This is a genomic window from Dialister micraerophilus DSM 19965, from assembly GCF_000194985.1.
GTDB lineage: Bacteria > Bacillota > Negativicutes > Veillonellales > Dialisteraceae > Dialister > Dialister micraerophilus.
The window spans coordinates 541,475-556,824 of the sequence record NZ_GL878519.1 but is presented as its reverse complement, the minus strand read 5'-3'; the positions used below and the strand labels follow the sequence as shown (position 1 = coordinate 556,824).

The 15,350-nt window shown below is 37.8% G+C and carries 14 protein-coding genes; 13 read left to right on the top strand and 1 reads right to left on the bottom strand.

The features are described 5' to 3' along the window. The first annotated feature begins 20 nt into the window (after nt 1-20). The 8 genes from HMPREF9083_RS02745 (at nt 21) to HMPREF9083_RS02710 (ending at nt 9,841) form a co-directional block, all read left to right on the top strand. On the top strand, nt 21-1,217 hold the full coding sequence (locus HMPREF9083_RS02745; RefSeq protein WP_155800574.1) for an FTR1 family iron permease: 1,197 nt from the start codon (nt 21-23) through the stop codon (nt 1,215-1,217). Nucleotides 1,218-1,253: 36 nt separating this feature from the next. Continuing rightward, nucleotides 1,254-1,799: an iron transporter gene (locus tag HMPREF9083_RS02740; RefSeq protein ID WP_007553681.1), complete on the top strand. Its 546-nt coding sequence runs from the start codon at nt 1,254-1,256 to the stop codon at nt 1,797-1,799. A gap of 96 nt (nt 1,800-1,895) precedes the next feature. Continuing rightward, complete coding sequence (locus HMPREF9083_RS02735) at nt 1,896-3,155, top strand: DUF2318 domain-containing protein (protein WP_256998182.1); 1,260 nt, start codon at nt 1,896-1,898, stop codon at nt 3,153-3,155. A 15-nt stretch (nt 3,156-3,170) separates the two neighbouring features. After that, nucleotides 3,171-4,448 (top strand): ABC transporter permease, encoded by a 1,278-nt coding sequence (locus HMPREF9083_RS02730; protein ID WP_007555856.1) that lies wholly within the window; start codon nt 3,171-3,173, stop codon nt 4,446-4,448. A 4-nt stretch (nt 4,449-4,452) separates the two neighbouring features. Continuing rightward, nucleotides 4,453-5,589 (top strand): ABC transporter permease, encoded by a 1,137-nt coding sequence (locus tag HMPREF9083_RS02725; protein ID WP_174249861.1) that lies wholly within the window; start codon nt 4,453-4,455, stop codon nt 5,587-5,589. Between the two features lie 9 nt (nt 5,590-5,598). Continuing rightward, entirely contained in the window at nt 5,599-6,264 is a 666-nt protein-coding gene (locus tag HMPREF9083_RS02720) for an ABC transporter ATP-binding protein (protein ID WP_007553765.1), read from the top strand. Continuing rightward, a complete protein-coding gene (locus tag HMPREF9083_RS02715; protein WP_007553606.1) occupies nt 6,261-6,740 on the top strand; it encodes an FMN-binding protein in 480 nt (159 codons plus the stop codon). The genes HMPREF9083_RS02720 and HMPREF9083_RS02715 overlap by 4 nt, the downstream gene beginning before the upstream one ends. Nucleotides 6,741-7,147: 407 nt before the next feature. Continuing rightward, entirely contained in the window at nt 7,148-9,841 is a 2,694-nt protein-coding gene (locus HMPREF9083_RS02710) for a DNA-directed RNA polymerase subunit alpha C-terminal domain-containing protein (protein WP_155800571.1), read from the top strand. 80 nt (nt 9,842-9,921) lie between these two features. Here the strand turns inward: HMPREF9083_RS02710 and HMPREF9083_RS02705 are convergent, their stop codons facing one another. Further along, entirely contained in the window at nt 9,922-11,481 is a 1,560-nt protein-coding gene (locus HMPREF9083_RS02705) for an ArnT family glycosyltransferase (RefSeq protein ID WP_007555853.1), read from the bottom strand. A gap of 164 nt (nt 11,482-11,645) precedes the next feature. Here HMPREF9083_RS02705 and HMPREF9083_RS02700 point away from each other — a divergent pair, with 164 nt between their 5' ends. The 5 genes from HMPREF9083_RS02700 to atpB all read left to right on the top strand — a co-directional run bounded on the left by HMPREF9083_RS02700 (nt 11,646) and on the right by atpB (nt 15,309). After that, nucleotides 11,646-12,704, top strand: coding sequence for a glycosyltransferase family 4 protein (locus tag HMPREF9083_RS02700; protein ID WP_007555852.1), 1,059 nt, complete (start codon nt 11,646-11,648; stop codon nt 12,702-12,704). Then, nucleotides 12,701-13,843, top strand: coding sequence for a non-hydrolyzing UDP-N-acetylglucosamine 2-epimerase (wecB, locus tag HMPREF9083_RS02695; protein WP_007555851.1), 1,143 nt, complete (start codon nt 12,701-12,703; stop codon nt 13,841-13,843). The genes HMPREF9083_RS02700 and wecB overlap by 4 nt, the downstream gene beginning before the upstream one ends. Before the next feature lie 132 nt (nt 13,844-13,975). Then, nucleotides 13,976-14,215, top strand: coding sequence for an AtpZ/AtpI family protein (locus tag HMPREF9083_RS02690; protein WP_007553628.1), 240 nt, complete (start codon nt 13,976-13,978; stop codon nt 14,213-14,215). A 3-nt stretch (nt 14,216-14,218) separates the two neighbouring features. After that, on the top strand, nt 14,219-14,602 hold the full coding sequence (locus tag HMPREF9083_RS02685) for an ATP synthase subunit I (protein WP_007555850.1): 384 nt from the start codon (nt 14,219-14,221) through the stop codon (nt 14,600-14,602). 41 nt (nt 14,603-14,643) lie between these two features. Beyond that, nucleotides 14,644-15,309, top strand: a complete 666-nt coding sequence (gene atpB, locus HMPREF9083_RS02680) for a F0F1 ATP synthase subunit A (RefSeq protein WP_007553795.1) — start codon at nt 14,644-14,646, stop codon at nt 15,307-15,309. Nucleotides 15,310-15,350 lie beyond the last annotated feature (41 nt).

Sequence of the window (15,350 nt, the reverse complement as noted above, 5' to 3'; positions counted from 1 at the left end):
ATATGGAAAGGATGTGCGACTTGATAAAGAAAATATTGTTTGCCGTAATTTTTGCGACATCATTGGTTTTAGTGCCTTTCTCGTCAAGAGCATCTCAAGATTGGGAACAAATATATGATCATATAGACAGTATGATACACACTTCCGTAGAGCAATATGCATCGGGTGACCTTGAAGGTTCGAAAAAAACCGTCAACGACACTTACTACGGAGTATATGAAAAAGACGGACTTGAAAAAGCGATACGTTCCACAATTGCATCAAAAAATGCGAATTTGACCGAATATCAATTTTCAAAATTGAAAAAAGCTATAAGAGAAGACCAAGGTGAAGCATCGGTAAAGAGTGAAGCCGAAACTTTGCTCACAATGATTAAATCCGATGTGATCACTCTTGAAAACAAAAATGTCGCAGGAGGACGTTGGGCATCGTTCTTTACGTCATTACTTCTGCTTTTACGTGAAGGTATGGAAGCGATTTTGATGCTTGTCGCAATTATCGCCTACCTTCAGAAATCCGGAAATACGAAGTACATGGGAATGGTATATAATTATTCCATAGGTGCTGTGGTTGCAAGTTTTATAACCGCCTATATATTCTCGGAACTTATGGATAAGTTTGCCGCAGGAGCAAATCAGGAACTTATCGAAGGTATAACGGGACTCGTGGCCGTATGCGTACTCTTGTCCGTAAGTATATGGATGAGCGGAAAATCCGAAGCGAGAGAATGGAAGAAATACATTGAAAATATGATTAATCACAGTATAACTTCCAAACACGCAAGAGCATTGGGTATTGCAGCATTCCTTGCAGTGTATCGTGAAGGTGCCGAAGTAATTCTGTTCTATCAGGCACTGTTCAACAACTCGAGCGGAGATACCGAAATGATTTGGTTCGGATTCGGTACGGGATGTATTCTGCTTTTGATTATATTTGCTGTAATCCGTAAAGGTTTGGTACGTATACCTTTGCGACCGTTCTTTATAGTTACGAGCCTTTTGATGTTCATCATGGCCGTAGCATTTGCCGGTGGAGGAGTAAGCGAATTACAGGAAGCCGGCATTATACCGCAATCTGTTATAGCATGGGAGTATTTCCCGAATGCAGACTGGTTGGGTTTGTATCCGACTTATGAAACCGTAGGTATACAGATTGTTATATTACTTTCAGGTCTTATTACGCATTTTGTAAGAAAACGTCGTAATAAAAATATTTAATTTTACATCAAAAAATGATGTAACAGGAGGTTTAAAATGTACAAGAAATTATTGGCTGCCGCAATGGCAACTGCTCTTACTATGACAGGTGCATCCGTTATGGCTGCAGGTTTTCAGGAATATCCTATCGGAGATGAACAAGAAAGCCCCGAAAATCATTTCAAAGTAGCACTCGTTTACTTCCAACCGGTACAAATGGAACCGGCAACATCTCAACTTCCGCCGGACAAAGCCGATATACATATAGAAACCGATATTCACGCAACGGAAGGCAATGAATGCGGCTTCGGTGTAGGTGAATGGATACCGTACCTTACGGTTCATTACAAAATGACGAAACAGGAAACAGGAGAATCGATTGAAGGTGTATTCATGCCGATGAGTGCAGATGACGGTCCGCACTACGGTGCAAACGTGAAAATGTTGGGTGCCGGAACATACGACTGTGAATTTACAATCGACAGTCCTGAAAGACAAAATTACTTGCTCCATGTAGACAAAGAAACAGGAGTAGAAGGACATTTTTGGAAAGAACCGGTAGTTATGAAGTGGGTATTTAACTACGTTCCGCGTCACTGGTAATTTTTGCCGGACGGAGAAAACGTTTTTTCCGAATTGAAATTCAGCCGACCGGCGGGGAAACCCTCGGTCGGTTATTTATTTGAAAGGAAACCTCGAATGCAAATGTTGCAATTGTTTTTGAGACAATTAATACCTGTCATGGAACACGGTATAGCACTTCTGATACCGCTTTCCGTATTGGCGGCAATGCTTGACAATCGTGAAAAAGGTCGATTTGTACGTTACTTTAAAAAAGCTGCATACTGGGGATTTTGGGGTTCGATTTTCATTATGGCGGTAAAACAAGGTACGAGAACTGCCGTAAGTCGTGAAGTTTTTGAAGGAATAACGGCATTTACGGCAATTTGCGGTGAAGTACTGCTGCTGCAATTTTTGAGATCGGAAACTGTAAGTGAATTAAGAAAGGAATTGTTCAGAAATTCCATAATGCTTACGGTCGTATCACTTTTCCTGTATTACGGAATGGAAATTTTGATTGTGCCGGTGACGACTGTAACCACTGCCGAAGTAATTGTTTCAATTGAAACTGCAATAAAAATTTTGGGAGCGGTTGTAGGACTTTTATTTGCATGGATGGGTTCGATTTTTGTTTATCGTTCCGCACGTTCCTTGAGAAGTAAAAGACTCTATGTCGTATTTGCAATTCAAACGGCGGCACTTCTTTTCCAGCAAATTGTATACATAGTACAAATATTGATGGCAAGAAACATACTTCCTTTGCAAAAACTCATAAACATAATGGGTCCGCTCATAGATCATCAATCGCAATTTGTATTTATAGTTTTTGCAGTTGCATTTGCAGTACCTTTTGCACTCTTTCTTCAAAAAAGGCCGGCACGTAAAGATAATGAAAATCCGGCACAATACAGAAAAGTCATTGCATCCGACATACATAAGAAGAGATGGGGCAAAGCCATGGTTGTATATCTTGTCGCAATGATTTTGATTTCAAGTGTCGGAAATATGTATGCGCACAAAAAAGAAGAACTTGTTCCGGCAGTAAACGTAACAGCCGTAAACAATGTCGTGTCGATACCGCTAAGCAAAGTAAATGACGGACACTTGCACAGATTTGCATATCACACGCAAAAAGGTACGGCGGTAAGATTTATAGTTGTACTGAAAGGCGGCTCGGCATACGGTGTAGGATTTGACGCATGTGAAATTTGCGGAGCTACCGGTTACATTGAACGTGAAGGACAAATAGTATGTAAACTCTGTGACGTAGTTATGAACAAGTCCACAATAGGAATGAAGGGCGGATGTAACCCCATTCCTCTTAAATACTCGGTAAATGACGGTAATTTACAAATAGAGCAAAATTTATTGGACGAAGGTGAAAAATACTTCCGTTAAAGAAAGGAGAAAACAGTGTTTTGGCAAATGGTGAAAAATGCCATGTTAAGACAGGGAAGACAACTTCTTTTCGTGGCATTGACGGTTGCACTGGGTATATCGCTTGCTACAGCGATGCTTAATGTAATGTTTGACGTAGGAAGTAAAGTAAATCAGGAACTCAAAGCATTCGGCGCAAACATTACCGTAACACCCAAAAATTCATCGATACTCAAAGACATATACGGACTTGACGATGAAAAAGCACCGAAAGAATACTTGCCCGATTCGGCAATAGGAAGTTTGAAAACGATTTTCTGGGCAAATAATATTGTGGCACTTTCTCCGCATCTTAACGGGAAAGTAACACTCAAAGGAAATAATGAAGTTCCCGTTACGGGAACATGGTTCGACCACAACATGGTACTTCCTACCGACGATATATTTTCCACAGGTGAACAATATATGAAATCATGGTGGCAAGTATCCGGAAGTTGGCCGAGCGAAAACAATCCCTCCGAAGTACTTGTCGGGAAAAAACTCGCCGATAAAATGAATATTAAAAACGGTGACGAACTTTCATGCCAAGGAAAAGGCGGAGAAGAAAAATTGAAAGTCGTAGGAATAGTAAACGGCGGCGGCGAAGAAGACGGAGAAATTGTCGCACAACTTCCCGCAGTACAAAAAATGTTGGGACTTGAAGGGAAAGTGGACTCCATAACGGTAAGTGCGATAACCACACCGGAAAACGATTTGGCAAGAAAAGCTGCGGCAAACCCGAAAAGTCTGTCGTTGAAAGAATACGAAGTGTGGTACTGTACGGCATACGTGGGATCCATAGCTTTCCAAATAGAAGAAGTAATACCCGACTCGGTAGCAAGACCCGTACGACAAATAGCGGAATCCGAAGGTAAAATATTGAACAAAACCGAAATGCTCATGTTGCTGATTACAATACTTTCACTTCTTTCCGCAACAATGGGAGTATCAAACCTTGTAAGCGCAAACATTATGGAAAGAAGTCGTGAACTCGGACTTTTGAAAGCACTCGGAGCTACAGACAGAGCTGTTGCAATATATGTACTGACGGAAATTTTTATAGCGGGACTTGTAGGAGCAGTTGTCGGATACATAGTAGGACTGGGATTTGCACAAATTATCGGACATGCGGTATTCAACTCCGCAATCGCTGTAAATCGCGGAGTCATTCCTATTTTATTTTTACTTCTTGTATTTATGATTTTATTGGGAAGTTTGCCCGCAATCCGTATGATACTCAAATTACGTCCGGCAAATGTATTGCATGGCAGGTGATGAAATGAATATAAAGAAACTTAAAATGTACTTGGTTTTGGTAACTAATGCATTGATGCGAAGAAAATTGCGTATGTTCATTGCACTCCTTGCAGTTGCAATCGGAGCGACAATAATATCCGGAATGATGACGGTATACAAAGAAGTACCCGAACAAATGGGAAGGGAATTTCGTGCTTACGGTGCGAACCTGCTTTTAATACCGGCAGACGGAAAAAAGACATTCGATCAAAGCAAACTTGCTGAAATATATAAACTCTTGGATAAAAAAGAACTTGTAGGAGCATCACCGTTCCTATACGAAAGACTTAAAATAAATGAAAGTCCCGTACTTACGGGCGGAACGGACTTCGACGTTTTGAAGAAAGTCAGTCCGTACTGGCAAATAGAAGGTAAAATGCCTAAAAAAGGCAGCAAAGAAATACTTCTCGGAAACGACATAGCACAAAAATACCGTTCAAAAATCGGAGACACTTTAATAGTAAGCACACATGACGGAAACGTGGAAGAAAAATTTACCGTAAGCGGAATAGTAAGAACGGGCGGTAAAGAAGAACAATTTGCATATGTCGACCTTCCGATACTTCAACAAATGACGGAAAAAGAAGGACAAGTAAGCGTTGTACAAGTATCTGTAGTGGCAGACGAAAGCAAACTGCAAGCATTTGAAAACAAACTTCATTCGCAAGATAAAGAAGTACAATCACAAATAGTTAAACAAATTGCAGGCTCGGAAGCTGCGGTGCTGGCAAAACTGCAAGCATTGGTACTTTTGGTAACCCTTGTCGTACTGCTCCTTACATTGGTATGCGTAGGCACTACAATGACTGAAGTGGTATCCGAAAGAAGAAAAGAAATCGGACTGAAAAAAGCACTCGGAGCAAGCAACAAAAATATAGCGTTTGAATTTTTGGGCGAAAGCGGAATGCTCGGACTCTTCGGAGGAATAGTAGGAACCGCATGCGGATATATATTTGCACAAGCGGTAGGAATGAACGTATTCGGAAGAGAAATAGGATTTTCATTCAGCGTGGCGATATTTTCAATAATAATTTCCATATTGATTACATCACTGGCAAGTCTTATACCGGTAAGAACTGCGGTAAAAATAGAACCGGCGATAGTTTTACGAGGTGAATAAGGAGAAAATATGAGTTTATTACAATTAAAAGACGTATCCATGCTATATGGAGGGAAAGTGCCGGCACTTAAAGAAGTAAATTTGACAGTTGAAAAAGGCGACTGGCTTGCAATCATGGGACCGTCAGGATCGGGAAAAACAACTCTTATGAACATAATAGGTTGCATGGACAGAGCAACATCGGGAGAAGTAATACTTGACGGAATAAATCTGCGTGACGTTACAACGGATGAACTTACACGTATAAGGCGAGACAAAATAGGAATGGTATTTCAACAATTTCACCTTATACCGTACCTTACAGCAGTCGAAAATCTGATGGTTGCACAATACTATCACAGCGTACCCGACAAACAGGAAGCGTTGGAAGTACTCGAAAGAGTAGGACTCAAAGACAGAGCCGACCACTTACCGCGAGAACTGTCCGGAGGAGAACAACAACGTGTATGTATAGCAAGAGCATTGATAAATTACCCCGTATTGCTTTTGGCGGACGAACCTACAGGAAACCTTGATGAAAAAAATCAGGAACTTGTAATGGAAATATTCCGTGAACTCAATGCCGAAGGACATACGATTATTACCGTTACACACTCCGACGAAGTGGGAAGAGCGGCAAAACACAAAGTAATAATCGAACATGGACATATGAGGAAAGCGAGAGAAAACGAATGAAAAAATACACACTTTTGTTGATGGCAAGCGCACTTGCAATTGCAAGCGCAGGATGCGGAAACAACGACTCCGCAAAACCTGAAAACGAAAATGAAAAAAATGTATTGAACAATACAAAAGAAATACTTGAAAAAGCAAAAGACGGAACATATACGGGAACCAGCTCACCGGACAACAGAGGCGGAATAGGAAAACTCACAGTAACCATAAAAGATCACAAAATAGCCGATGTGCAATTTGAAGGAATACAAAAAGACGGAACCGTAAAAGGTGAAGACTACGGAAAAACAAACGGAGAAATAGAAAACAAAGCATTCTACAACAAAGCGCAAGCGGCAGTAAAAGCAAACGGTGAATACGCACAAGCACTTTTGCAGAAACAGGAAATTTCAAAAGTGGACGGAATATCCGGCGCAACAATATCCTACAAACAATTCCTTGAAGCGGCGCAAGACGCATTCGAAAAAATGAAATAAAACACATTTAGGTATAAGCTAAAATAAAAGCTTAAACAACTTGAAAATAGAAATAAAATTAAAATTTTATTTATTATTAAAAAATATTCTGAAAAGACTTTTCAAATGCACTTAAATTTGTTATAATGAATTCGGAAGCGATGGAAAACCACGCTTTTAGAGAAAGACGGACAAAATCCGTTAAGAGATTATGAAATCCCAATCATAAATCTCACTCCTTTCTAACTCCCTTTATTTTTTACACTCCTAGTGAAAAAAACGACCCTCGGGGTCGTTTTTTCTTTACCTGAAAAATGAAATATTTACATTCTTGACGTAATTTAGTTAAAGTTCTATTATAAAGATGAATAAATATACGGGAAAGTAATTATTCGCAGAACGGAAATAAAATTATTTGGAGAATGGAAATGAAATTCATAACAAAAGATGATTTTATAGATGTATTGGAGCTTTCGACAAGAACAAACAACTGTTTAAGACGAGCGGAAGTTCATACAATAGGAAGTTTAATTGAATATGCCAAAAACAATGATTTAAGTATGATTTACGGAATGGGACGCCTCAGTGTGGAAGAAGTGGAAAGAGTTCTCAAAGAACTTGAAACGGGCGATAATTCCAAATTTATACTTATAGACAAAGGTACGTTGGACATAAAAGAAAAAACGAAGTGCAGATCTGAAAAAGATGAAAATATAAGGAAAGAAAATTTACTTATAAGCGCAGGCGACTTCGATGACGAGATGAAAGAAAAACTCTGCGAAAAAAATATATTTCTTTATACCCAACTGTGGGACAAATCCATATCTGAAATATATTCACTGGGAATAGCGAAATATAAAAGCATGTGGGACTTCTTTTACAAAACATTGGAGTCGAGAGATTTATACGATAAAGCCACCTCGGAAGAAGCGAAATTCCTTCTCAAAAATTACAAAATTTTAAACCGTATAATTGAAGAACTTGTACCGTATGTAAATCGAAATAAAAATGTAGCAGTATTGCAACTTCTGCACATATTCATCACAAACAGATACGATGAAAAAACATTTTTGAAATCGCTTATCGAATATGAGCCGATAAAAATGTTTTTGAACGGCAAAATAATATTTTTCCTGAAAAGAAATCATTATGCAAGTAAAAGCGAAATATTTGAAATAATTCCGGCATGTCTGCAAAAAACGGAAATTATGGAAGATATTTTGAAAAATATGGAAAAAGGGAAAATAATTTGCTTTGAAAAAGGGAAAATATGTCTTTACTTACCTTCCTTTTCGGAAATTTTGGATAAAATACCGAAACAGAGGACAAAAGAAATAGTGCGTAGCCGTTTCTCCGGAAAAACGCTTGAGGATGTTGCAAAAGAATTCGATCTTACACGAGAACGTGTAAGACAAATAGTAAGCAAGGTAATTTCAGGTTTTCCGGATGTAAAAGAAAACAAATATATTTACCTTTACGAAAATTACCATATAAATGAAGACGAATTTTGTGAAGCGTTTTCCGAACCGGTAGAAACGTATATGTACTTGAAAACCATATGCGGAGTAAAAAACGGCGACAAAAAAGAACTGGACGAAGAAATTCTTTTTGACGAAAACATACCTCAGCAAATGAAAAAAATGCTCGAACCCGTAATTTACAAAGATTATGTAAGAATAGGTGCGACCGCAATAAGAAAAAATCGTCCGGAACTTGTCAAGTACGTAGTGAAAAAGTATTGCAAAGAACAAACGAGGTTTGACAAATTTCGTGAAATATACATGAATTTTTTAAAGGAAAACGGTATAGATAACGAAACGGCGCTTTGGATAGAGGACAGAGCATATATAAATCAATTGAGTGAATGCAATTACGTTTTATGGAATCAGGGAAAGAGTTTCAGATATTACGATATAGCCGGACAAGATTATGAAGATTTATTCGACACATTGGATTTGGAGCAATACGAAGACGTGGAACTGTCGACTTTGAAATTTATAAATGACTATCCTAAACTCATGGGAAGATACGATATACATGATGAATACGAATTTCATAATTTACTCAAAAAGATAATCCCGAAAGAAAATACATATATAAAATTCGGGAGAATGCCCACAATGGAATTCGGAAATCCCAATACCGACAATCAAGTATTGGAAATGCTTTTGCAATATGCACCGATTTCGGTAAAAGATTTTGCAAAAATGTATGAAAAGCAATACGGTGTAAAAGCTGAAACGGTAATAGGAAGTTACATGAAGAACTTTGACGATTATTTTTATGACGGTATTTATACATTGTCGGCAGACAATTTACCTCATGAAGAATTTGAAAAGATGAAAGAACTTCTTACTCAAGATTGCTATGCGATACTCGAAGTAAAACAAATATACAAATCTCAATTTCCGTATAAAAGTATATCTGCGATAAATCCGTATACATTAAAAACGCTGGGATTTAAAGTATATACGGGTTACATTATAAAAAATACATACGATTCGGCATTGAGTTATTTCAAACACATGCTTACGAAAGACGATATAATAGACATCGGCAATTTGAACAGACACATAAGAAATTGCGTGACATTTATATCGACACTTTATGACATTTGTGCAAAATATGAAATAATTGAATTTGAACCGCATAAATACATAAATATAAGGAAATTGGAAGAAAAAGGAATAACAAAAGACACATTGAAAGACTATTGCAATGCGGTAGCGGAAAAAGTAAAACCGGGAGAATTTTTCACCGTAACATCACTTCGTAAAGACGGATTTACGCACAAAATTGACGATGCGGGATTCGGATATTGGTTCTATGTATCCATACTTGCTGAAGATTACGAACATTTCTCGTGCAGAAGAATGGGTAAAACACGTCTGTTTTACAGAGGACGTGAAAAGATAAGAATGTCGGACATGCTTTCCGTACTGCTTTCAGTCAGAAAATATATTTCCCTTGAAGAACTTCATCGTCTTTTGGCCGACTACTACAACATACATGTAAACATGTACAAAATAATAGAATTTATGAAAGAAACCGATTTGCACTACGATCCTATAGACAAGAGAGTTTATCGGGATTATGAAACATATGAAAAAATGAAAAAATGAAATCATGAAAAAAGATGACAATGCGATTTGATATACCGTCATATTCGATAAGGTATCATTTTGCAAAGTCATCTCTTTTTTTATTTCTGTGTTTTGTGCCAAATTGTATAACTTGCATCACTTTTTACAATTTGTATATTCGCACCCTTTATTTTACTTATTTCATTTTTGAATTTATCGATTTTTTTATTTTTCGTGATTATGTAGCAATCTTTGTCGTTTAATGCCGTACTCTTTTTTATAAGAGGCATAACATTTTTTGCGTTCCAATCCAATTTTCCGGGTTTTACATCTTCAAACTCGTTATCCTCGACAGTGGAATATATTTTTCTGTCACTGTAAAAAACCATACTTGTACTGTAATTTTCATAAAAGTAAACGGGTTTTTCGTATGAAGCTTCAAACTTCAGAAATTCTCCCGTTGCTTTGCCGGCGTTCATGGCCATGTAAGGCGGTGCAGCAAAAATTAAAAGTAAAGTATAAATTACGGAAAAAACAACGGAGACATTTATTATTTTTTTGAAATTCGAAGTGTATAATTTTGCCGTCATTATGGAAAGTGCAAACAACATCGGGAATGTATAAGTCGTATACTTTGTAGCTATACATTGGAAAAATGCAAAAACAACAACGGAATAAATTATCAAAAGCTGAAATAAACTGTCAGATTTTTTGAAAGAAAGAGTTTTTTCTCTATATTTTTTGTACATTTTGTATACAAGGAAAAAGCTCCAAGGTGCAAATCCGACAAAGAACATAAGTATGTAGAAGTACCATACATTCTGTGCAGGATGCTCGGAAACCGTCGCACGAAGGTAATTATGAACTCCGAAGAAATTAAGCAGGAAATCGTTTCCGTGTATACCGTACATTGTTCCGTACCAACTTGATGTAATAATCAAGAAAAGAATTATTCCGAAGATGAGTTTTACCTTGAGAAGTTCTTTAATATCTTTTTTGTACAAAAGGAAGATTACACAAGCAAGTCCCGGAAGTGCAAGTCCGACAGGACCTTTTGTCAAAGTCGAGAGTGCAGCGGTAATGTAGCACAAGTAATAATAATTTTTGTTTTGTGTATAACCCAAGTAAAAATACGCTACCGACATACTCATAAACAAAAACAGCGTTACATCGGTAAGTACCGAATGAGTTAAAAGCGACATTTCAAAAGACGAAATTAAAATAAACGATGCAAGAAATCCCGTTTTTCGACTGTAAACTTTTGAAGTGAAGTTATAGGTGAAAAGCACTCCGAGCATACCGAAAACGGCTCCGGGTATACGTGCCGCAATTTCCGTAAAACCGAATACGGAAAATGAAATCATCAATTCCCAATAGTAAAAAATCGGTTTGTCATACCAATATCTTCCGTAAATTTGCGGTGATATCCAATCTTTTGCAATAAGCATTTCTTTTGCAGTTTGAGCATAATTCGACTCAACCGTATCGGTTATGGGAAGATTGTAACTTCCGAGTAAAAAAATTATAAGTGAAAATAATCCCAAGCATATATATGGATGTTTTTTTATAAAATTCAAAGTTGAAGCTCCTTCTTTCAAAATTAAAGCTCTTTCTTTCAAAATTAAAGCTCTTTCTATACGTTTTATTAATGTAATACCATTTGCATTATAAATCATCATGGACTTATGTCATAAGTCGATTATAAATCTTAATATTTCTTTGATACAAGTAGACAATAATTGTATAATAACATGAGTAATGTAAAATATATATGTCCCTTTTTATTTTGTATGGTAGTATAAAGACGTAAACTTAAATACATAAACTTTTTGGAGGTGTTATTTTGGCATATGTATGGACCTTCATTACTGCACTTGCGGTTACATTTGTATTGACACCGTTAGTCAAGACTCTTGCAGTAAAGTGGGGAGCAGTAGATAAGCCGAATGCCAGAAAAGTTCATCATGGTTTGATACCGCGTTTGGGTGGATTGGCGATATATGCGGGATTTGTCGTTTCCGTTGTTTCAACCATAGGATTGACTTATGAAATGACGGGAATTCTTATAGGTGCTACCGTTTTGGTGCTTGTGGGTATATCGGATGATAAATTTTCATTGCCGGCAAAAGTAAAGTTGGCCGGACAAGTAATATCTGCGGCAGTATTGGTATGTGTTTTCGGTGTAAGTATAAAATGGTTGGTACTTCCTTACTTCGGAATGATATATTTATCCGAATTTATTTCAGTTCCTCTTACCATATTTTGGATAGTGGGATTTGTAAATACGGTAAATTTGATTGACGGACTGGACGGTTTGGCTGCCGGAGTCGCATCTATCGCATCCATTGCAATTGCGTTGATGGCATTTCAAATGGGACAATGGATACCGGCGGCGGCAATGATTGCAATGTCGGGATCTTGTATAGCGTTTTTGCAGTACAATTTCAATCCCGCAAAAATATTTATGGGTGATACCGGATCCATGTTTTTGGGATACGTTATTGCTGCGGTGTCGGTAATAGGAGCGGTGAAAACTGCCGCCATGGCAGTACTTTTGGTGCCGCTTATCGCACTTACGGTGCCTATTATGGATACACTTCTTGCGATTGTAAGACGTAAATTGTCCGGAGTACCGATTTTTTCACCGGATAAAAATCATTTGCACCACAGATTACTTGCGCAAGGTTTGAGTCAAAAACAAGTTGTTTTGATAATGTATGCGCTTACGGCATTCTTCTCATGCTTTGCATTACTCGTTATACATTTAAGTTTGTGGATAGGTGTATTGCTTGCGTTGATTGCACTGATTCTATTTCTTATATGGGTAAAAAAATTGGGAGTAATGAGCGGTAAAAGAAATCAAAAAAAGGAATGTGAAACGAACGGAGGAAAAAAGTCGTGAAGGTTATGACAATATTCGGCACACGTCCGGAAGCTATAAAAATGGCACCGGTAGTGAAAGAACTTTTGAAACATGAAGAATTCGATGTAAAAGTATGCTTAACCGCACAGCATCGTGAAATGCTCGACCAAGTGGTAGATTTATTTAATTTGCCGGTAGATTACGACTTGGACATAATGAAAAAAAGTCAATCTTTGTACGACATAACTTCACGTGTACTTTGCGGACTTGAAGAAGTCCTTGAAAAAGAAAAACCTGATTATGTACTCGTACATGGAGATACGACTACAACGTTTTCCGCCGCACTTGCAGCATTTTACAAAGGAATAAAAGTTGCACATGTGGAAGCTGGACTTCGTACGGGTAATTTGAGATCCCCGTTTCCTGAAGAAGCAAATCGAAGATTGACCGGAGTTGTTGCAAATATACACTTTGCACCCACGGAATTTGCACAATCAAATCTCCTTCGTGAAGGCAAGAATCCCGATACCGTTTTCGTTGTAGGAAATACGGTAATAGATGCACTTTTTCATACGGTGAAAAAAGATTACGAATTTGAAGATAAAGAAATACAAAACATAGAAGAACATAAGCGTGTAATACTTGTGACTACACATAGAAGAGAAAATTTGGGTGCACCGATGCACCATGTATATCGTGCATTGAAAAGACTCGTGAAAGATGTACCGGATACGGAAGTAGTATTTCCCGTACACAGAAATCCTTTGGTAAGAAAATCTGTAAGAGAGGAACTTTTGGGAATACCTCATATACACCTCGTTGAACCTATGGAATATGAACCGTTTACCAACCTTATGTCAAGATGCGACATAGTTTTGACGGATTCGGGAGGAATACAGGAAGAAGCGCCGAGTTTGGGTAAACCCGTACTTGTACTTCGTGATACGACCGAACGACCGGAAGCAATAAATGCCGGTACCGTAAAGCTCGTGGGAACCGATGAAGATAAAATATACAATGAAGCGTATAAATTATTGACCTTACAAGATGAATACCGCAAAATGTCGGAAGCTGTAAATCCCTACGGAGACGGAAAGTCGTCACAAAGAATTGTGCAAACTCTCTTGTATATAGAAAAAATAAGTAATAAAAAACCGTCTTTATTTATAGCAAAGTAAGATTTCTTATGATACAATAGGGAATGTGTAAGTGGTATTATGCTTATTTATTGAAGTTGTATGCCGTTTGCGTACAATCTTTAATTTGTATAAATTACATTTATCGGCCGAGTTGCAAATATAGGTACGGTTATGAAACAAAAAGTTAAAAAAGAAAGCGGTAAAAAATCCGAATTCAATCCTGTACATATCGTTGCATCTGCAGCGGCAGCGGGAATAACACTTTTGATTTTTATAGCTATAGGATTTTGGCTTGGAGATACTTGTGATAAATATTTGGCATCAGGACCGTTCGGCGTAATGCTCGGAACGGTTTTCGGTGCGATTTTAGGACTATTATCATTAATAAAGCAGATGTTGGAGAAGAAATGACAAATGATGTATGATCAGACTTTCCCTATGTATGCAAAGCGAATGATTATTTGGCTTACCGGCATGCTTATTATCGGGACTGCATTAATTACAGTTATATGGGGTTGGAAAGCCGGTCTTGCATGGGCAATAGGATCATTTTTCCATGCTGCTTTTTTCTATGTATTGAGAATTCGATACTTTAAATGGGTATCGAAAGATGCAGAACCGACCGCAATAGGTAAAAAAATTGCAGGTTATGCCGGATTGAGATTTATACTTGAGATTGTAATAGCGGCGGTAGTTGTAATCTATACACCGCTTAACGTAATCGGTCTTATAGGTGGCTTACTTTCATTGCCGCTGGCGTCATTATTTGAACGTGCGGTCAATGTTATTAAGAAATAAATCTTTTCTTGACATTCTCGTAAGAGGGAGGAGGTGAGATTATGCATCTTCATACGGGTACACACGTTGTTGCACAATTTTTGGGTATGGGTGTCAATTTGGACACTCTCTTTACTACATGGCTTACAGCTATTATAGTTTTCATTGTTGTCTTTATGGCAAGTAGAGGAAGAGCATTGGTTCCGAGCGGAATTCAAAATGCGGTAGAATTTGTTATTGAAGCACTCTGCGACCAGTTTGAAAAGAATGTGGGAAAAAACTACAGACAAGTAGTTTATGTACTTCTTACATTATTCATGTTTATATTCGTAGCAAACGAAATAGGATTGTTGCCGACAGAACATTTAACGGCATCACCTACAAACGATGTAAATACGACATTGGGACTGGCTATAGGATCATCGCTGTTCGTTCATTTCTTCAAAATTAAAAACAGCGGATTTGGACATTGGATTAAACATTTTTTCCAACCGATGCCGTTCTTTGTAGTTATCAATGTAGTTGAAGAGATATCAAAGCCTATTACATTGGCAATGCGTCTGTTCGGAAATATTTTGGCAGGTGAAATTCTGCTTGAAATTTTGTGTTTCATGGCGCCGTGGTTAGTACCTATTATCTGGATTGCATTCAGCCTTTTCGTGGGGTTGATTCAGTCTTACATATTTACCACCCTCGTGTCGATTTATTTGAAATCGAGTGTCGAGTAAACCGCGAACCGTACCTTCGGTAAAAGGAAATACGGTGCCGG